Source organism: Vibrio sp. Isolate22 (assembly GCF_022398115.1).
In the GTDB taxonomy this organism is placed as follows: Bacteria; Pseudomonadota; Gammaproteobacteria; order Enterobacterales; family Vibrionaceae; genus Vibrio.
This window is the reverse complement of sequence record NZ_JAKEUW010000003.1, coordinates 117,548-137,003: the sequence shown is the minus strand read 5'-3', so window position 1 is coordinate 137,003 and position 19,456 is coordinate 117,548. Positions and strand designations below refer to the sequence as shown.

General features: G+C 43.7%; 18 protein-coding genes and 1 pseudogene. 13 read left to right on the top strand and 6 right to left on the bottom strand.

All coding sequences use genetic code 11. The features are described from left to right. The first annotated feature begins 232 nt into the window (after nucleotides 1-232). Both tnpA and L1D55_RS27545 read left to right on the top strand, forming a co-directional pair. Nucleotides 233-667 (top strand): IS200/IS605 family transposase, encoded by a 435-nt coding sequence (gene tnpA / locus L1D55_RS03465; RefSeq protein ID WP_239916523.1) that lies wholly within the window; start codon nucleotides 233-235, stop codon nucleotides 665-667. Beyond that, nucleotides 643-864: pseudogene (locus L1D55_RS27545) on the top strand (transposase); the annotation flags it as partial. The gene tnpA and the pseudogene L1D55_RS27545, both read left to right, overlap by 25 nt. Before the next feature lie 91 nt (nucleotides 865-955). Here L1D55_RS27545 and trxC read toward each other — a convergent pair. After that, on the bottom strand, nucleotides 956-1,390 hold the full coding sequence (trxC, locus tag L1D55_RS03455; RefSeq protein WP_105023517.1) for a thioredoxin TrxC: 435 nt from the start codon (nucleotides 1,388-1,390) through the stop codon (nucleotides 956-958). 123 nt (nucleotides 1,391-1,513) lie between these two features. Between trxC and L1D55_RS03450 the strand changes: the two genes are divergently transcribed. The 5 genes from L1D55_RS03450 to L1D55_RS03430 all read left to right on the top strand — a co-directional run bounded on the left by L1D55_RS03450 (nucleotide 1,514) and on the right by L1D55_RS03430 (nucleotide 5,521). Continuing rightward, nucleotides 1,514-2,611, top strand: a complete 1,098-nt coding sequence (locus L1D55_RS03450; protein ID WP_239916591.1) for a ketoacyl-ACP synthase III — start codon at nucleotides 1,514-1,516, stop codon at nucleotides 2,609-2,611. Nucleotides 2,612-2,634: 23 nt separating this feature from the next. Further along, complete coding sequence (locus tag L1D55_RS03445; RefSeq protein WP_239916590.1) at nucleotides 2,635-3,099, top strand: GNAT family N-acetyltransferase; 465 nt, start codon at nucleotides 2,635-2,637, stop codon at nucleotides 3,097-3,099. Between the two features lie 89 nt (nucleotides 3,100-3,188). After that, nucleotides 3,189-4,421: a glycosyltransferase gene (locus tag L1D55_RS03440; protein ID WP_239916522.1), complete on the top strand. Its 1,233-nt coding sequence runs from the start codon at nucleotides 3,189-3,191 to the stop codon at nucleotides 4,419-4,421. A 207-nt stretch (nucleotides 4,422-4,628) separates the two neighbouring features. Beyond that, complete coding sequence (locus L1D55_RS03435) at nucleotides 4,629-5,090, top strand: YeeE/YedE family protein (protein ID WP_239916521.1); 462 nt, start codon at nucleotides 4,629-4,631, stop codon at nucleotides 5,088-5,090. Then, nucleotides 5,090-5,521: a YeeE/YedE family protein gene (locus L1D55_RS03430; protein ID WP_239916520.1), complete on the top strand. Its 432-nt coding sequence runs from the start codon at nucleotides 5,090-5,092 to the stop codon at nucleotides 5,519-5,521. The genes L1D55_RS03435 and L1D55_RS03430 overlap by 1 nt, the downstream gene beginning before the upstream one ends. A gap of 100 nt (nucleotides 5,522-5,621) precedes the next feature. Here L1D55_RS03430 and L1D55_RS03425 read toward each other — a convergent pair whose 3' ends face one another. Continuing rightward, nucleotides 5,622-6,497, bottom strand: a complete 876-nt coding sequence (locus tag L1D55_RS03425; protein WP_239916519.1) for an endonuclease/exonuclease/phosphatase family protein — start codon at nucleotides 6,495-6,497, stop codon at nucleotides 5,622-5,624. A 303-nt stretch (nucleotides 6,498-6,800) separates the two neighbouring features. Between L1D55_RS03425 and nrdD the strand changes: the two genes are divergently transcribed. Both nrdD and nrdG read left to right on the top strand, forming a co-directional pair. After that, complete coding sequence (gene nrdD, locus L1D55_RS03420) at nucleotides 6,801-8,921, top strand: anaerobic ribonucleoside-triphosphate reductase (protein WP_171368611.1); 2,121 nt, start codon at nucleotides 6,801-6,803, stop codon at nucleotides 8,919-8,921. Nucleotides 8,922-9,076: 155 nt separating this feature from the next. Beyond that, on the top strand, nucleotides 9,077-9,547 hold the full coding sequence (gene nrdG, locus L1D55_RS03415) for an anaerobic ribonucleoside-triphosphate reductase-activating protein (RefSeq protein WP_171368610.1): 471 nt from the start codon (nucleotides 9,077-9,079) through the stop codon (nucleotides 9,545-9,547). Between the two features lie 117 nt (nucleotides 9,548-9,664). On the opposite strand, the gene L1D55_RS03410 is transcribed toward nrdG, so the two are convergent. Next, a complete protein-coding gene (locus L1D55_RS03410) occupies nucleotides 9,665-11,092 on the bottom strand; it encodes an MATE family efflux transporter (RefSeq protein WP_239916518.1) in 1,428 nt (475 codons plus the stop codon). 90 nt (nucleotides 11,093-11,182) lie between these two features. Between L1D55_RS03410 and L1D55_RS03405 the strand changes: the two genes are divergently transcribed. The 4 genes from L1D55_RS03405 to L1D55_RS03390 all read left to right on the top strand — a co-directional run bounded on the left by L1D55_RS03405 (nucleotide 11,183) and on the right by L1D55_RS03390 (nucleotide 15,993). After that, the gene (locus L1D55_RS03405; RefSeq protein WP_239916589.1) at nucleotides 11,183-12,031 is read left to right on the top strand and encodes an AraC family transcriptional regulator; all 849 of its coding nucleotides are present in this window, start codon (nucleotides 11,183-11,185) and stop codon (nucleotides 12,029-12,031) included. Nucleotides 12,032-12,224: 193 nt separating this feature from the next. Then, nucleotides 12,225-13,409: an amino acid aminotransferase gene (locus L1D55_RS03400; protein ID WP_102426178.1), complete on the top strand. Its 1,185-nt coding sequence runs from the start codon at nucleotides 12,225-12,227 to the stop codon at nucleotides 13,407-13,409. Nucleotides 13,410-13,423: 14 nt separating this feature from the next. Beyond that, complete coding sequence (locus L1D55_RS03395; RefSeq protein WP_239916517.1) at nucleotides 13,424-14,110, top strand: RimK/LysX family protein; 687 nt, start codon at nucleotides 13,424-13,426, stop codon at nucleotides 14,108-14,110. A gap of 275 nt (nucleotides 14,111-14,385) precedes the next feature. Beyond that, a complete protein-coding gene (locus L1D55_RS03390; RefSeq protein ID WP_275665231.1) occupies nucleotides 14,386-15,993 on the top strand; it encodes an ABC-F family ATPase in 1,608 nt (535 codons plus the stop codon). A 124-nt stretch (nucleotides 15,994-16,117) separates the two neighbouring features. Here L1D55_RS03390 and L1D55_RS03385 read toward each other — a convergent pair whose 3' ends face one another. From L1D55_RS03385 to L1D55_RS03375, 3 genes are all read right to left on the bottom strand, one after another. Beyond that, the gene (locus tag L1D55_RS03385) at nucleotides 16,118-18,004 is read right to left on the bottom strand and encodes a methyl-accepting chemotaxis protein (protein ID WP_239916516.1); all 1,887 of its coding nucleotides are present in this window, start codon (nucleotides 18,002-18,004) and stop codon (nucleotides 16,118-16,120) included. A gap of 303 nt (nucleotides 18,005-18,307) precedes the next feature. After that, entirely contained in the window at nucleotides 18,308-18,832 is a 525-nt protein-coding gene (locus tag L1D55_RS03380) for a hypothetical protein (RefSeq protein ID WP_171368604.1), read from the bottom strand. Between the two features lie 98 nt (nucleotides 18,833-18,930). After that, nucleotides 18,931-19,308, bottom strand: coding sequence for a NirD/YgiW/YdeI family stress tolerance protein (locus tag L1D55_RS03375; protein WP_105023507.1), 378 nt, complete (start codon nucleotides 19,306-19,308; stop codon nucleotides 18,931-18,933). Between the last annotated feature and the right edge of the window lie 148 nt (nucleotides 19,309-19,456).

The window sequence follows — 19,456 nt, the reverse complement described above, 5'->3', positions numbered from 1 at the left end:
AACTTCGTTGTCGACCATGCTCACTTACATTCGTAAGCTCCGCGTGCTCTCCTAGAATTTCAAACAACTACTTTGAAAAACACTTTTAAAGGGGCTCATTGAGTCCCTTTTTGTTTTCAGCCCTAAACCACCTACTTCAGTAGGTGGTTATCATTCAGTTTGGCTTTGCCTGCAGTTCTACCCATGTTAAATGCTCCCTTGATTTTTAGCGAAGTCAAAGAGGACAAATAACATGAGCAGATATAATCAAGCTTCCCACGTATTTTGGAGATGTCAATATCACATAGTGTGGACACCAAAGTATCGATTTAGGATTTTGAAAAACAATGTAGGTAAAGAAGTTTATCGATGTATAAACGTTTACTGTAATCAACTTGGATGTGAAGTCGTTGAATTAAACGTTCAAGTTGACCACGTASACTTGGTAGTAAAAGTTCCGCCTAAGTTATCGATATCCAAGTTGATGGGTGTATTGAAAGGCAAAATAGCTTTAAAACTCTTTAGTAAATTTCCATATTTAAGGAGAAACAAACTCTGGGGTAACCACTTTTGGCAAAGGGGCTATTTTGTCGATAGCGTAGGGGTTAATGAAGAAATCATTCGACGCTATGTAAGACATCAAGAGAAAAAAGAGCGCGTGGAGCAGCAGCAACTGGCGTTGGACTAAACAAAGGCCCCNAAATAGCTTTAAAACTCTTTAGTAAATTTCCATATTTAAGGAGAAACAAACTCTGGGGTAACCACTTTTGGCAAAGGGGCTATTTTGTCGATAGCGTAGGGGTTAATGAAGAAATCATTCGACGCTATGTAAGACATCAAGAGAAAAAAGAGCGCGTGGAGCAGCAGCAACTGGCGTTGGACTAAACAAAGGCCCCCTTTTAGGGGGCTCACACAAAGCCACCTTCTTTAGAAGGTGGTAATTTACTTGCCGGTTAATGAATGATTTTAGGCCAACTTATTTAGCTAAAGCTTGATTAAGCCATTGATCAAATTGACCTTTTGGTAAGGCACCGTTGATCGTATCAACACGCTGACCGTTCTTGAATACCATCACCGTTGGGATGCTTCTGATTTGATACATAGCCGCCAGTTGCTGTTGAGCTTCGGTATCGATTTTAACAAATCGAACATCGCCAGCGCGCTCTTTAGCGACATCGCTAAATACAGGTGCGAAACCTACACATGGGTTGCACCATGTCGCCCAAAAATCGACAACAACAGGCTGTGAACTGTTCAAAATCGATTGGAAATTCAGTGATGTACCTTCGATTGGTGCACCGTCTAGAAGGGCATTTTTGCACTTACCGCAAGTAGGGCTTTCTGAAATTCTTTCTGAAGGAACTCGGTTTACGCCACCGCAAGAAGGGCAACGAGTGTTGAATGTAGACATAACTTTCTCTTTTTTATTGCATCTCCGTGGCTAACGCGATTTACGAATCACGTACGGAACGCTTATACTGTTTAAAACATGAATACGATACTCAAATAAAAACAAACAATAAACAGGTAAATGATGACAAAATTTTACGCCGAAATTACGGGCTGGGGAAAGTGTCTGCCACCAGCCGTGCTGTCCAATGATGATTTAAGCACATTCATTGATACGTCTGACGAGTGGATTCGTACTCGAACTGGTATCGAAAACCGTCGTATCAGTCATGTAAATACCTCTGAGCTAGCGACCGTTGCTGCTCAACACGCAATGGCGTGTGCTGGCCTAACGGCTGAAGACATCGACCTAGTGATCGTTGCGACGTGTAGCCCAGATTCTCTTATTCCAAATACTGCGTCGAAAGTTCAACAAAACTTAGGTATCAAGAGCGCAGCAGCTTTTGACCTTAATGCAGCGTGTACAGGCTTCATCTACGGTGTTGAAACAGCAACTCGATTGATTCAAGCGGGTAACTACCGCAATGCTATCGTTGTCGGTGCAGAGCGTCTTTCATTCTTCATCGACTGGACCAAGCGTGATACTGCGGTTCTATTCGGTGATGGTGCGGGTGCAGTCGTACTTTCTCGCACTGAAGAGCAAGTTGGTCTCCAAGAAGCGCAAATCGGCTGTGATGCTGAAGGCAGAGATATTCTAGCAGTGCCTAAGTTCGGTACGTCTATGGACCGTTTTGCAGCTGATAACGGTTACTGGGATTTTGATTTCGTAGGTAAAGAGATCTTCAAACGTGCGGTTAAAGGCATGGGTGCAGCAGCACACACGGTATTGAGCCGTACTGGCATCTCAACAGACAACATCGATGTTGTGATTCCACACCAAGCAAATATCCGAATCATTCAAACTCTGTGTGATATGGCGGGCATTGAGCGCGAAAAAGCCTTTGTGAACATTCAAAATTACGGCAACACGTCGGCAGCGACCGTGCCAATTGCACTATGTGAATCTCTAGAGCAAGGTTTTGTTAAGCCTAATTCAAATATCCTGGTTGCAGCATTTGGTGCTGGTTTAACTTGGGGTGCAGGCCACATTAAATGGGGTAGCCGTGTTGAGCCGTTAGGTCAATCAGATGCCAAGCTGCCAGAAGTGGATCAATCAGCATTAGAACTATTAGAGAAGGCCATTTTACACTGTAAAACGCGCCCTAACTCAGAAAGCGAGTAGCAGTTATGGTGCAAGTTCGTCTAATGGATAAAGCCGACCTTGATGGGGCGGCTTTAGTTCACCAAGCTACTTTTGTTCGACAACAAAACTCGAAGGATTGGTTACAATGTAACTTAAATGCTGCGCCACGCTTTCTTAACTTTGTTGCAGAAAGTGAAGGTGAGATTGTTGGTTACATTATATGGGTTCAAAAGAGTGGGTTTAGGCCTGAAGCTGTTTTAGAGTTGGAGCAACTTGCTGTGTTACCGAGTGCGCAAGGGCAAGGGTTGGGTAAAAAGCTGATTTTAGATTCTTTGCCGCTCGTGAAGCAGAAACTTGCAGAGCAAGGCTCGACACTAAAACATGTATTAGTGACCACCAGGGCGGACAACTTTGCACAAAAGTTGTATCAATCTACATTGGGTGCAGAAGTCGAAACTACGATTTCAAATCTGTACTCTGCGGATGAAGTGCTTATGATAGCTCGCAATGTCGGTGAGCGAATCTAATCGCTGAGTTCTTAGAACTTATTATAATCATCAGTAAATGTTCAATAAGGGGCTTCTAGAGTCCCTTTTGTTATTTCTTAGGAAGTGTTTTGAAGAAAGTTTTAGCAATTGGCTACGTTTGGCCAGAACCGAATTCATCGGCGGCTGGCAGCCATATGATGTCACTTTTACGCCTGTTTAAGAGACAAGGCTGGTCTGTTGAATTCGCAACGCCTGCTCAAGAGACCGAGCATATGATTGATCTCTCTGAAGAGGGTATCACGAGCCAATCTATTGAACTGAATTGCGATAGCTTTGATCAGTACATCGAACAGCTACAACCTGATGTTGTCATGTTTGACCGTTTTATGATGGAAGAACAATTTGGTTGGCGTGTTGAGAAGGTATGTCCTAATGCCTTTAAGCTATTGGATACTGAAGATTTACAGTTCCTACGTAATGCTCGGCATGAAGCTGTTAAAAAAGAGACAGATCTGACGAAAGAGCATCTTTACAGTGATCTGACCAAGCGTGAAATTGCCGCGATTCTGCGCTGTGATCTTTCGTTGATCATTTCAAGCTACGAGATGGAGCTGCTCCAATCTGAGTTCAATATCAATCCAAAACTTCTACATCATCTACCTTTCATGGTTGATCTTAATACTTTGCCTGAACGCACGAAAAGCTATGAAGAACGTAAGCATTTCATGACGATAGGTAATTTTAGGCATGCACCTAACTGGGATGCAGTGCTTCAGTTACAGAAGATTTGGCCGAAGATTCGTAAGCAGTTACCTGATACTGAGCTTCATATATACGGTTCATACCCGCCGCCAAAGGCAACCGCTTTACACAACCCTAAAACCGGTTTCCACATCAAAGGCTGGGCCAAAGATGCTCAAGAAGTGATGGAAGAGGCACGTGTATGTGTTGCGCCATTACGTTTTGGGGCGGGTATTAAAGGTAAGTTGCTTGACGCGATGAAGCTACAAACCCCCAATGTGACCAGCGATATCGGCAGTGAAGGTATGCTACCGCAAGGTGAACTGCAATGGCCGGGTGCGGTGGCTGATGATATCGATGAGTTTGTGACTGCAGCAGTTGAGCTTTATCGCGATGAAGAAAAGTGGCTTGAAGCCCAAAGCCAGTGTCACTCTATTCTTGAAGCGCATTACGAGCAAGATAAGTTAGGCAATCAACTGATCGAACGAATAACTGCGTTGGTTTCTGAGCTTGATTCGCACCGATTGGATAATTTCTTCGGTTCAATGCTCAAGCACCACACTATGGCAAGCACTAAGTACATGTCACAGTGGATAGCTGAAAAGAATAAGACTAAGTAGCTGATACAGCTCAAATGAAATCAAAAGCCCTTAGGTTAACGCCTAAGGGCTTTTTGTTTGTTGGGAGCTCACAGCTAGCTGAATGACAAGGAAAAAATTGTTGGTATAAGTGGGCTAGATTACATTAGCATTGACTAATTTATATTTATTAGTAAACTCTAATTTACTGTGGTTGAGAGTTATTATGTTCGTGGATAGGAGAGGTCTGTGTTGAGTTTGATTCCTTGGAATGCCTTTTTCGGCGGCATGCTGTTGGGCATGTCGGCCGTTGTGTTAATGCTCGGGATTGGTCGAGTCGCTGGTATTAGCGGAATTGTCAGTCGATTATTGCCAGTTCGCGCCAGCAACAAAGAAAGCAAAAGCGTGGATACTGACAAAACTGAAAAGCAATGGCGCTTCGCATTTGTTGTTGGAATGGTCGTAAGTGGTTGGTTGTTGATTCCTACCGGTTACCAACTCCCACAACTGGAAGAGATGAATCTCGTAGTGGTTGTTATCGCTGGTCTGTTAGTTGGCTTTGGCACTAAAACAGCGAATGGTTGTACAAGCGGACATGGCATTGTGGGTATGGCACGTTTATCTAAGCGTTCAATTATCGCGACTTGTGTATTCATGGGTGTCGCAATGGCTACGGTGCTTGTTAAGAACCTAATGGGTTTGGGGGCATAATGAAAAACTCTTCACTTACTATCGTTGTTGGTTTGCTTGCTGGAGTCTTGTTTGGATCGGGTATGATTATTTCAGGCATGGTAGATCCTAACAAGGTACTAGGCTTCTTAGATGTGACTGGTGATTGGGACATAAGTCTCGCATTCGTAATGGGTGGAGCACTGATGGTGTTTGCGCCGTTTTATCATCTAGTCATTAAAAAGCGTGATAAAGCGATCAATGGTGAGCGATTAGATAGCCGCAATAATCCATTAATCGACAGAAAGCTGATTGTGGGTTCTACAGCGTTTGGCTTAGGTTGGGGGCTTGCTGGCTTTTGTCCTGGTCCAGCGGTGACCAGTCTTAGTGGTGGTAACCCAACCGTATGGGTATTTATGATAAGCATGCTGGTGGGAATGTGGCTTGCAGGTCGAACGAATAAAACCTGTTAGGGTAAACCTATCGTGTGTCTAATTGGCTTGATATAAGCATTTGAGAGGCCGACTCGCTTTAGCTCTATAGCCAGTCGGCCTCCTTTTAGATCTACACCTATTAGTTGATGGTCGTTGAAACTGGACAGTGATCGCTGAGTTTGTAGTCCAGAACATCTTGTGTTTTGAATACTTGTTGTTTCGCAGGATCTGCATTCAATGATTCACTCACCACAATATGATCAATAACAGAGCGGAACTGATGCGTGCGATGGTTGTTGCGGTTAGAGCGTACTTTGCAGTCTGCGCGTGTCTTTCGTGTCGCTAACTTCGCATCAGTATATTGTGTTAACTCTTTCCACATCCAATCTCGTGAGTAAGCGAGGTTATGGTTAAAGTCCCCAAGAATGGCGTAGTCTTCGTTATTGCGCTCCCTTTGCTTTATCCACTTGTTCAGTTGCTGAGCTTGCTCTTTTAAACGTGAGCAATCGCGGTTGGACTTATAAGCACCGCTGCAACCTGCTTTTAAATGAACAGATAGCATGTGAATGGGTTTAGTCTCTGTCTCTATAACGATATAGCTGGCAAACCTAAGTTTACTGTTGGACGTAGTTTCGAGTGGAAAGTCAGCGTAGTCGGTGAGGGCTACTCCTTTTCGAACCGCAAACCCCGTGTATTGGTCCACTTCTTTAAATTGGTGGTTGCTGTTCTTAGGTAGCGCCCGGTCAGACATTAAGATCTGATATTGATCACCAGCCACACGCTGAATAGCATTTACGTCATCGACTTCTTGAAACGCAACCACATCGGCGTTTAAGGATTGAAAGTACGTTCCGAGTTTATCGAAGTCGGCTTGCTCTCGTTTATCAGAAAACTTATTCACAGCCTCGTTGGTTGATAACCATTCGATATTCCAACTGGATATGGTTAAAGGTTCAGCAATTGCTTGGTTACCGATTAGGCAGCCTAACATTAACCACTTTTGTAGTCGTTTCATCCCAAATATCCCTAAATTTGTCGACCAATATTGATGAGCCGTTATCCTACAACACTTACCAAAAATTCAACTCTTTTTAGCAGTTTTTTTATTGTTACATTGTTTCTTTTCGAGTTGAGAACTAGCGTAATAATATTGAATTGATCTTAGTCAGCGTTCTCTTTTTATTGATCCAAATCAATACTCAAGTTTGGTGGTTCTCGTTAAATACGCCACAATATCTTGTGTTAGTTTAACGGTAAATCGCTCTATATAGTGTGTTTGTGGATAAGTCTGTGAATACCTCAAGAGTAAGGAGAAGTGGTGAAATCAATCGTAATCAAGCGTGATGGCTCAAGAGCTCCATTCAGTAGAGATCGCATCCAGGCTGCAGTGGAAGCAGCATCAGACAAAACCGATAAGGAAATTGCTATTTATGCATTGAATGTGGCATTAGCAGTTGAGTTGAAGCTCGAAGACTACGATGAAGTTCATATCTCTGAAATTCAAACCATGGTCGAGAACGAGCTAATGCAGGGACCATATAAGTCTCTAGCACGTGCATACATCGAATATCGTCATGATCGCGATATTGCACGTGAGAAGCAAAGTGCGTTAACTCGTGAAATCGAAGGTTTGATCGAAGAAAGCAACGTTGATCTAATCAACGAAAACGCGAACAAAGATGGCAAAGTAATCCCAACTCAGCGTGACCTGCTAGCGGGTATCGTGGCTAAACACTATGCAAAAACTCACATTTTGCCACGTGACATCGTACATGCTCACGAGTGTGGTGACATTCACTACCACGATTTAGACTACGCACCGTTCTTCCCGATGTTTAACTGTATGCTTATCGACTTGAAAGGCATGTTAACGCATGGCTTCAAGATGGGTAACGCAGAAATCGATACGCCTAAGTCTATCTCTACCGCAACGGCAGTAACTGCGCAGATCATCGCACAAGTTGCGAGCCATATTTACGGCGGCACAACGATCAACCGCATCGACGAGGTTTTAGAACCTTATGTGATGGCAAGTTACGAGAAGCATCTATCGTTAGCGAAAGAGTGGGACATTCACAGCCCAGAAGCGTTTGCTATTTCTCGCACTGAAAAAGAGTGTTACGACGCATTCCAATCTTTAGAGTACGAAGTAAACACACTGCACACCGCTAATGGTCAAACGCCATTCGTTACGTTTGGTTTTGGTTTAGGTGAAAGCTGGGGCTCGAAACTGATTCAGCAATCTATCTTGAAGAATCGCATTGCAGGTTTAGGTAAGAACCGTAAAACAGCCGTGTTCCCTAAACTAGTCTTTGCTATCAAAGATGGTTTGAACCACCAGCCACAAGATCCAAACTACGATATCAAGCAACTGGCACTTGAGTGTGCGTCTAAACGTATGTACCCAGACATTCTTAACTACGACAAGGTAGTAGAAGTGACAGGGTCATTCAAAACACCTATGGGTTGCCGTAGCTTCTTGAATACATACGAAGAAAATGGCGAACTTATCCATGAAGGTCGTAACAACTTAGGTGTTGTGAGCTTGAACTTGCCACGTATTGCGATCAACGCAAAACAAGATATGGCTAAGTTCTACGAGTTGCTTGATGAAAAACTAAAGCTTGCTCGTCGCGCATTAGAAACTCGTATTTCTCGTCTAGAAAATGTGAAGGCACGTGTTGCTCCAATCCTATATATGGAAGGTGCATGTGGTGTTCGCTTGAAAGCTGATGATTCAATTGCAGATATCTTCAAGAACGGCCGTGCTTCTGTTTCTCTTGGTTACATTGGTATCCATGAAGCGATGACTGCACTTTACGGCACTGAAGTTCATTTGTACGACGATGGCGAAATGCGTGCTAAAGCGCTTGAGCTAGTGGAGTACATGAAGCGTGAAGTGGAATCTTGGACGAAAGAGACAGGTTATGCGTTCAGCCTTTACGGCACACCAAGTGAAAACCTATGTAGCCGTTTCTGCAGCATCGATACCAAAGAGTTTGGTGTGATTGATGGCGTAACAGACCGTGGCTACTACACAAACAGCTTCCACTTAGACGTGCAGAAGAAAGTGAACCCATACGATAAGATTGATTTCGAGATGCCTTATCCAGAAATTTCTAGTGGTGGTTTCATCTGTTACGGTGAATTCCCTAACATGCAGAAAAACATCGAAGCACTAGAAAACGTATGGGATTACAGCTACACACGTGTTCCTTACTACGGTACCAACACGCCGATTGATGAGTGTTACGAGTGTGGTTACAACGGTGAGTTCGATTGTACGAGTAAGGGCTTTACTTGTCCTAAGTGTGGCAACCATGACTCAACTAAAGTATCAGTAACACGCCGTGTTTGCGGTTACCTTGGTAGCCCAGATGCACGACCATTTAACTTCGGTAAGCAAGAAGAAGTTAAACGTCGAGTGAAACACCTTTAGTGAGCATTTAGATCGTTAGCTAGCTTGCTTAAGAAGATCTACGTTTCACGAAACAAGATTGGTATCGGCTTAATGTCGATACCAATTTATTGGTTTCACTACTCGCTACATTTTAAGTAACCCATTAAGCCATCACGAGTTTTCAATACTGCCTTATGAATTATCATCAATATCATCCAATCGACGTCGTAAATGGCCCAGGCACACGCTGCACTTTGTTTGTGTCGGGTTGTGTACACCAGTGCCGTGGATGTTATAACCAGTCGACGCAAAGGTTGGACTCTGGGCATTTGTTCACTCAAGAGCTACAAGACCACATTATTGCCGATCTCAATGATCCGAGAATCAAGCGCCGTGGTTTATCACTTTCTGGTGGTGATCCTCTACATCCTGCGAACGTTTCTGAAATACTGAAGTTGGTTAAGCGTGTAAAAGCAGAGTGCGAAGGCAAAGATATCTGGATGTGGACTGGCTATGAACTTGATGAATTGGATGAGAATCAGAAGCAAGTGCTGGAATACGTTGATACCTTAATTGATGGGCGTTTCGAACAAGATAAAGCAGACCCAATGCTGGATTGGCGTGGTAGTTCAAACCAAATTATCCATCGATTCACTGATATCTGAGGTTGTCGTCACTTCGTAGGTTTGTGAACGAAAAAGGGCATCATGGTTAGCGCAATGCAATCAATCAGCCCTTGGGTGTGAGTTCTTTTCGTTTGTTCTAGTAGTTCAAGTCAGTATTTAGGCGGCCAGTTGGTCCGGCTCTTCTATGAGGTTGTTTATCCATTTCTTAGAGTGGATTCGTTGGCTAGTTAATGCGATCTTCGCTAGCTCCTCCAGCAACACAATCATCAACACCCATTCTAAAGACCAGCCAAGTACTAAAGCAGTGAAATAGGCGAGGGGAATACCAATTGCCCACTGACCAAATATGTCGATAAAGATGCTGTAATTGATGTCACCACCGCTTTTCAATACGCCTCCTATGCCAACCATATTGAAGACTCGTAGTATCATGCCAGCCGCCATCACCAACGTGACATTAACCGCTGTATCTTTGAGTTCCAGATGCGTTAAATCGATCAATTGCACAATGGCGGGTTTGGCGATAAAACACAGCAGTGCTAGCAAAGTAGCAAGCGCACAACTCACAAGCACATAGCCCCAAGCGGTATTTTCAACCCGTTGATAGTTCTTAGCACCAATCTCATTACCAAGGATGATCGAGGCGGCAACGGCAAAACCTAAGAAAGCCGAAATTAAGATACTTTCTACTGGCGATAACAACGAGATGATCGCAAGCTCGCCAACGCCAATCTGTCCAACAATGACATTGTAAATCAGTATTCCACCCGCCCACGCCGTATCGTGAACTAGCATAGGAATCGCGATCTTGAAGTACTTCTTTCTGTGCTTAGGCAAGATGGCATCGCGCAAACTGCCGATTGTAGGGAACAAATGTGAATAGTGTTTTCTTGCCATTACTACCAGCGCGACAGTTTGAAAGCATCGTGAAACCGTAGTGCCGATCGCTGCGCCAACCACACCTAGCTCTGGGGAACCAAACAATCCGAAGATAAGCAGTGCATTTAGAATTGCATTGACGATGATTGCCCAAATACTGATTTTTGTGGGTAATTTCGCTTCACCAACCGATCGTAGTGCGCTTTCTAGTGGCACTACAATCGCGGTACCAATAAGGCTGGCTCCTGTTATCCAAAGGTAATCCGTTGCCAAGCGGATGTAATCAGGGTCTGAGGCCACTACAGACACGACTGATTCAGGAACCAATGTATAAATCAAAACAAAAGGGATGATGGCCAAAATAGACAGTGCCCATGATTGCGCCAACACACGTCGGATGCCGTTAAAGTCACCCGCTCCGAAATATTGCGAAGCTAGCACGCTTACTGCACCACTAATCCCAGACACCATAATCAAATTAAAGAAGAATATGCGGTTGCCAACGCCCACCGCTGCCGTTGCTGCATCACCAAGTTGATTGACCATGAAAATATCAACTACGCCGAGCAGTGAGAACAGCATAGTTTGTAATGACACAGGTAAACCGATGTGCAGTAGCTTTTGCCAAAAATCTTTGTCTAAATGACGATATGTAGAGAGCATCGCATTTCCCTTGTCGTTAATATGCAAGAAGTGTATCGGCATTTAATTTCACTGTATTGTTCATACTCATCACAAACTTTTGTCAAACTATCTAATTTTATGGTTTGGTCACTTAAATGAGCTGGCAGCGGAATCAGCGAAAAGCAAGAACGATACGAGATCTCTGAAAAGACACATCAAGAGTTTGTCGATCAAAGCCATGTTCTGGCATTCGAAGAGCTAGGTATCGTTCAGTGTGGTACAGCGTCGTGCCGCGAATTCTTCTCGGTATATAGAAAGAGTCAACAGAAACACATGTTGTTGTTCACTGTTAGAGGGAAAGGTTGGTTAGAGAGTGGAGGGTGCCGTTACATTCTAGAGCCGGGATCCTGTATTACTCTCCCATCTGGTATAGAGAATGGCTTTGGTATTGAAGAAGAAACATGGCAGATAGCGTGGATCTTTCTATCGCCGGATAAACACTGGGAGAATATCGTCAGTGATGAAATCAGTTATACGCTCTCGCCTGCGGCAGAAGTTGTCTCATCTTGCATACATACTCTGTTGAGAAGCATTGCTTTGCCGATTGATTTAGGTGGTGCTATCGCCAATCACAGTGTGGCACAGATAGAGTTTTTGATTAATGCACCTGTTCCTAACCACCAATCACGAAATCTGGTCCGTTTGAGGCGCGTATTCGACAATGTTCAAAAGCAGCTTCACAAAGAATGGAACGTACATGAATTAGCAAATTTGTTTCCTTGTTCGGAGCCTCATTTCCATCGCTTGTGCCAGCGTTATTACTCTCATAGTCCGATGACACATATCATGCGAATGAGAATGGAGTACGCGGCGCGTTTATTGAAATCGAGCGACTGGTCTATTCAACACATCGGAGAGATCGTTGGGTATCCGAATGCGGCAAATTTCAGTACTCGGTTTAAAGCATGGTCGGGAATGACACCAAGGCAATTCAAACGTGGCGCCACAATTGGGAACTGATTTTTAGCTACGCTCACTTTTATTAGTGAAAACACTAATGATTGCTTGACTTTTGCACGAATCTCTCCGGTAAAATGACCAATCTCTGATTACTTCTGTGAACTCAGCGCTTCTCTTAAAAAATGTTTCTGATTTGACTACGATAATGTTAACGTGAAGTTCATTACTTGAATTTCAAAGGGTTGTGACTTTCATGTTTTCACATCTACCAAAACCAACTTTAGATCCAATTCTATCTCTTTCTGTTGCTTACCGCGGCGATACTCGCACTGACAAAGTCGATTTAGGCATTGGCGTTTATAAAAACGACCAAGGCGAAACTCCTATCATGAAAGCCGTATCTATGGCTCAAGATATCGTTGTTGAAACACAGAAAACGAAAGCTTACGTTGGCCTAGCGGGCTGTGAAGAGTTTAACCAAAGCATGGTTGATTTGCTGCTTAAAGGGACTTCTGCAATGGATCGCGTTGCTGCGATTCAAACACCGGGTGCAAGTGGTGCACTTAGAATGTTGGGTGACTTGATGAAAGTTTCTCAACCAGACACGACAGTTTGGATTTCAAACCCAAGCTATGTGAACCACAAACCTGTGATGGAAGCGGCAGGCTTAAAAGTTCGATACTACAATTACTTCAGTCCTGAAACGAAGCAAGTGGATACTGCAAGAATGTTAGATGACCTATCGAAAGCGGGTCCATCAGACGTGGTACTACTGCACGGTTGCTGTCATAACCCAACGGGTGCTGATATCGACTTTGAAGCGTGGCAGGAAATCACGAAATTGTCGCAGAAAAATGGTTTCTTACCGTTCGTTGATATTGCTTACCAAGGCTTTGGTGACGGCCTAGAAGAAGATGCAAAAGGTCTTCAACACATGGCGAACAACGTGGAAGAGATGTTAATTACTACCTCTTGCTCAAAGAACTTCGGCTTGTACCGTGAAAGAACGGGCGCTGCGATTGTGATTGGTAAAAACAGCGAACATGTTGGCAATGCGAAAGGTAAGTTACTGACGCTTGCTCGCTCAACTTACACTATGCCGCCAGATCACGGTGCGGCGTTGGTAAAAACAATTCTTCAGAATCAAGAGCTAACAACGATTTGGAAGCAAGAGTTGAGTGAAATGCAGCAACGTTTGTTAAATCTGCGCCAAAGTTTATGTGATGAATTGCGAAATACTTATAACACGTCACAATTTGATTTCATTGAAAGTCATAAAGGTATGTTTACTGTACTAGGCTTTAAAGAAACTCAAATGAATCAATTACGTGAAGAATATGGCATCTACGGTGTTGGTGATGGACGCATCAATATTGCAGGTCTTTCTGAATCCCATATTCCTTATGTAGCGAAAGCGATAGCCAACGTATCAAAATAATAGAAGGTGACTGAATGTATAATTGGAAAGCGATTGTAACCCTAATGTTAAGTGGCGGCTTGTTTGCTTGTACAACCACGACTCAAGTACCGGTTGAACCAGAGCAAAAGCCTCAGATCGAACAACCAGTTGTTGACGATTCTTCTAAGACAGACGCAACTGAAGGCGACAAAGTAACGGAACCTACAGAGAAGCCTGAAGAAGTAAAACCAACTGAACCAGAAGCGAAACCAAAGCCTGAAGAAAAACCGGCGGCAAAACCAACGAAAACCAGTGACGGTAAACTGATCCTTGGTGAAGAAGAGTGGGTATTTGTTCCTGGCTTGAAAGAGGCATTTAAAGCGCGTGTAGATACCGGTGCGACGACATCTTCAATCAGCGCTGTTGATATCGTAGATTTTGAACGTGACGGTAAAGATTGGGTTAAGTTCAAAATCGAGCACGATGGCATCACAACAGAAGAGATCAGCCTACCTGTAGAACGTTGGGTTAAGATCAAGCAATCAAGTGCAGAAGGCACACAACGTCGTGCTGTGGTAGTTGCTTCGATCCAAATTGGTGATCTAAAGGACAAAACGGAATTTACTCTAGCGGACCGAACGCACCTTTCTTTTCCACTTCTGCTGGGAAGAAGCTTCTTTAGAGATGTTGCGGTTGTCGACGTAAGCAAGAAGTACGTTCAGAAGAAAGTGACTAAATAGTTTCAGAGCTCTTCTGACACGTTAACTTTCTAATAATCGAATCCCTGCTAATTGAATTAGCGGGGATTTTTTCGTTTTTTCGACCGTAATTGGGGTAAATACCGATAATTCTGCTCTGTACGTCATCCGTTCACTGTTTAGCCTCGACAATGTGATCCTGATCTCTATATAATCCGCGCTTCATTTTCGTTTAACCCATACTTTCGTAGTCCTTATTTAGGTTTATCCGACAACCTAATAATTATCTATCCAGTACACGCTTAGGAATTACTTCTTTGATATCTACCGCGAACATCACAATGCAATTTGGCGCAGAGCCTTTGTTTGAAAACATCTCTGCTAAATTTGGTAACGGCAATCGCTATGGTCTGATTGGCGCCAATGGTTGCGGCAAATCGACGTTCATGAAAATCCTAAGTGGTGCGCTAGCGCCGAGCTCAGGCAACGTTTCTATTACGCCTGGGGAAAAACTGGGTGTGTTGAGCCAAGATCAGTTTGCTTTTGAACAGTACAGCGTAATTGACGTTGTGATCATGGGCGACAGAAAGTTATGGGAAGTAAAACAAGAGCGTGACCGCATTTACTCTTTGCCTGAAATGAGCGAAGAAGATGGGATGAAAGTGGCAGAACTTGAAAGCGAATTCGCTGAAATGGATGGCTATACAGCAGAAAGCCGTGCTGGCGATATTCTTATCCAAGCGGGTATCGAAGAAGAGCTACACTTTGGCCTGATGCAGCAAGTTGCGCCGGGTTGGAAACTGCGTGTGCTTTTGGCACAAGCGCTGTTCGCGAATCCAGATATTCTGTTACTTGATGAACCAACCAACAACTTGGACATTCACACCATCAACTGGCTTGCTGAAGAGCTAAACCAGCGTAAATGTACAATGATCATCATTTCGCACGATAGGCACTTCCTGAACTCAGTATGTACGCACATGGCGGACATTGACTACGGTGAACTGCGTATCTACCCAGGTAACTATGAGTACTTCCTAGAAGCATCAGGTTTGCGTCGTGAGCAACTTCTGGCTTCTAATGCGAAGAAGACAGCCGAAATCAATGAACTTCAGGATTTCGTGAACCGTTTTGGTGCCAACGCATCGAAAGCGAAGCAAGCTAGTTCTCGTGCTAAGAAGATGGAAAAGATCACTCTTGATGAAGTGAAGTCTTCGAGCCGCATGAGCCCGTCGATTAACTTCGGCGAAGGTAAGAAGCTGCACCGCCAAGCGCTCGAACTTCAAGAGCTAGGCCACGGTTTCGAAGGTGAAACGTTATTTGCTGGTGGTAACTTGTTACTTGAAGCGGGTACACGCCTTGCGGTTATTGGTGAGAACGGTGTGGGTAAAACTACCTTACTACGTTGTTTAGTCGGTGAACTTGAGCAAAACCAAGGCATCGTAAAATGGTCTGAAAACGCATCCGTTGGTTACTGCCCACAAGATAGCAGTGCAGACTTTGATAACGACCTGAGCATTTTCGATTGGATCTCACAGTGGCGTACAGCGAAGCATGATGACTTAATGGTACGTGGGATTCTTGGTCGCCTATTGTTTACTGCTGACGATGCAAACAAGAAAGCGCGTAACTGTTCTGGTGGAGAAAAGAACCGCCTGTTATTTGGCAAGTTAATGATGCAAGACATTAACGTGCTTGTGATGGACGAACCAACGAACCACATGGATATGGAAGCGATCCAAGCGCTCAACGATGCGCTTAAGGTTTACCCGGGTACGCTTATCTTCGTGAGTCACGACCGAGAGTTTGTATCTTCACTTGCGACACACATTATTGATGTGAAAGACCAGCAACTAGTGAGTTTCCAAGGTACCTATGAAGAGTACTTGGATCATCAGAAAAAGATGTTGATGGTTAAGCTGTAATCGTCGCCAACGTGATTGTTTAGGTGCTGGACTGACATTAATGGTCCATCACTAGATGTAGAAAGCCCCGAGCACGGTTGTGGTCGGGGCTTTTTCTTAGAAGAACAAAAACTCCAAGACGTTGTTAGTACTTGAATAGTTGAACTTGAGAATTCAGTTGTTGAGCGATTCCACGAAGCTCTTCAGAAAGGTGACGTGAGTTGTCCGCTTCTGTCGACATCTTGTCTGACACATCATTAACCAATTGGATGTTTTTGCTTACCTCGCCAGTCACGGTTCTTTGCTCAGATGCTGCATTTGATATATGTGACGCCATATCTGAAATTTGCTGGATAGATGAAGCGATCTCTTCAAGTGCCGTTGTCGCATTATTGGCATCATCCACACTGGATTGAGCCAAATCTTGGCTACGTTGCATCGACTCAACAGCACTCACGCTGTTTTTCTGAAGAGTCTCGATCATTTCTCGAATCTCATCGGTTGAGCTGTGAGTTCGTTGAGACAGTACTCGAACCTCATCGGCAACAACCGCGAAGCCACGACCTTGTTCACCGGCACGTGCCGCTTCTATCGCTGCATTAAGCGCAAGTAGGTTAGTTTGCTCTGCAATATCTGAGATCGTCGAGAGGATCGCATTAATGTCTAATGCATTCTTTTCAAGCTCTTGAATAATGCCCGACGCGTTTTCTACCTGTTGTGCAAGGTTAGTGATTGAATCTTGGTTACGGATAATCACTTGCTTGCCTTGTTCGCAGTTCTCAGTAGAGCTGATTGCTGAATCTGCCGTCATTTGTGCGTTGTTTGCCACTTCTTCTGCCGTTGCCGACATTTCATGTACTGCAGTCGCGATCTGCGAGATCTCGTGCAATTGAACCGTTAAGCCATCGCTCGTTTGGCGTGCAACATTGGTACTGACTTCAGATTGCTCGTTTAACTGGCTAGAAGAGTCTGCGATATCACGAACAATTTCTTGTAGTTTGGCTATGAAGGCATTGACGTGATGTGCCAGTGTGCCGATCTCGTCTTTGCTGTTTACCGAGATACGCTGTGTTAGGTCACCATCGCCTTTAGATAGAGCTTCCATTGCCGAGCTGAGCGTTGTTAGCGGAGCTAGTGCCTTTTTGATGATAAACATTGCCACGAATGCAATAACGGCAAGCTGAATCAGGCCAAAGATAGCCGATTGACGCAGTAAAGAGCGGTAAGAGGCAAATGATAGGGTTTTATCGATTACGACAGTGAAGTACCAATCGGTATGAGGAACTTTCTTCGCTGAAAGTAGGGACTCTGCGCCATCGATGCTGATTTCTTCGAAGCCTGGATCTTGAGAAAGTGATTTGATCTTGTTCGCTGAAAGATTTGGTGAAACATTAGCAACCGATTTAAGTGTAAGATTGCGGTCTCTATGAGCAACAATCTTGCCGCTGCCATCTACAAGGAATGCGTAAACACCAGGTTGTTCAATACTTACCACGTCGTTGATCAAAGTGTTTAGGTTAAGATCTGCGCCGATGACACCTGAGTACCCACTCGTGTTGAATGGGCTTGCAATGGTCACAACTAGGTCATTGGTTGCCACGTCTACATAAGGTTCTGTTACGACCGTTTTGCCAGTAGACATAGGTACTTTGTACCAATCTCGAGTTCGAGGGTCGTAGCCTTCAGGTACAGGTAAATCAACGCCTTGTAGGAAACGACCATCGGAAAGACCAGCGTAAGCAATTTGGAATCGGCCTGCGTTAGTACTTTGCGTGAAATAGGTGGATGGGTTGTCTGTGTATTTGAACGCATTTTTCGCTGCGTTTACGACATTGATACGTCCTTCAATCCACTTTTCAATACCTGCGACATTCGCATCGGTCAGTGTGGAAGAGTACTGTTGAATAGAGCGGTAAGTCTCATTTAACAGTTGTTTGCCAGTAATATAAGTTTGGATCATCGTCATTGCGAAAATAATCACAACAAATATTAATGTAAGTTTGTTCTTGATTGAAATGCTCTTAACACCCATTTACGGTACTTCACTCTATTAATTTTTTGGAGAGAGTATCAGTACGACGTACTATCGTAAAGTTGTTTTATCAATTAGCTTTTATTAATACATTGCTAATATAAAAAGTAACTAAAACAGGTAATTGGCAGTCTAGTAAATTGAATAGATCGATGGACGTTATTCAAGTGTGCTGAGCAAAATTTTCGATGGCTTGGGATAGTGAAAATGTTGTAATTAACTGATTTATATAATGAACAAAGCCGACTTTAGGAAGTCGGCTTTGAAATTAGTTTAGTTGTTTTGGTCAATGCTTTTAAAGGTTTAGAAACCGAATCGAGCTGACATTAAGAACTGATGGCCGTAAGTACCGTTATTACGCATGTCCAAACCTACAGAAAGTTGATCTGTTGAATGGAAACGAGCACCAACACCTACGATTGAGCGAGTGTCGTCATTGTCAATCAGTTGACCAAGGCGTGCGTTGACTTCAACGTTTGCCATTAACCAAGCTCTTAAACCTAGGTTAATTTCAGTTTTGATATGGTTGTCGTCATTACGTTCAATGTTGTGCAGAAGCATTTGCCCGGTCACATCGGCGAATTGGCTAATAGGGCCATTAAATCCCATACCCACAGCTGCATCCCAATCACTTTCGAATTCTGAATCGATACGGGCAACAAAGTGTGAATTCTGAGTAAACATGGTTGTTACTTCACCACCGAAGGTACTAGGGCTGGTACCCATGCGCAGCTCGAATGTGTTGTAGTTAAAGTTGTTTGCAGACGCAGAGAAAGAACACAGTGCAGCTAGTCCTAAAAGGACAGTCTTTTTAGTGCAACCTAGCATGGTGACTCCATATAAATTGTATTTGCGGCAGTATAATACAAAAAAGCCTGCAATATGCAGGCCAATTTATTTGAAGTCGTTAGTTTTATCTGTGTCGCTTATAGGACTTGGATGTGGTCAACCTCGATTTCAGGTGTTTTGCCACCTTCATACTCGCCAAAGATACGTACTTTTGTATCTGCTGTTAGTGGCTGTGCTAGGCGGATATCGTCATCCAGTTCGATTTGAATCTCGCTCTGACCATCAGAGAAGATGAAGGTATCGTTCTTAAGCTGGCGAACAATCTTGCCGTCTACAATTGCGTCTTGCTCAGAAAACATGCTTGTGTCTGCAAGTAGTGTCGCAACAGAAACAGTTTCAATAGGTCCTGTGTAAGCAATAGAGCTCTCGTGCTTATTGTCTTTGTGGTCACCAGCCATTGCGAAAGTTGGAGCAAGGATAATAGTGGTTGCGATAGCTAATACAGTTTTTTTCATGGTGAATCCCTTAATGTTGTTTGTTAGTTGAAACGTTTTGTTTCGATGAGGCTATTAAACAACACTCGGTTTGAATCTAGAGTGAGTAACACATTCATTTTCCATTCATTTTATTGAGCATCTAGTCGTCAATGACGTTAAGATGGTG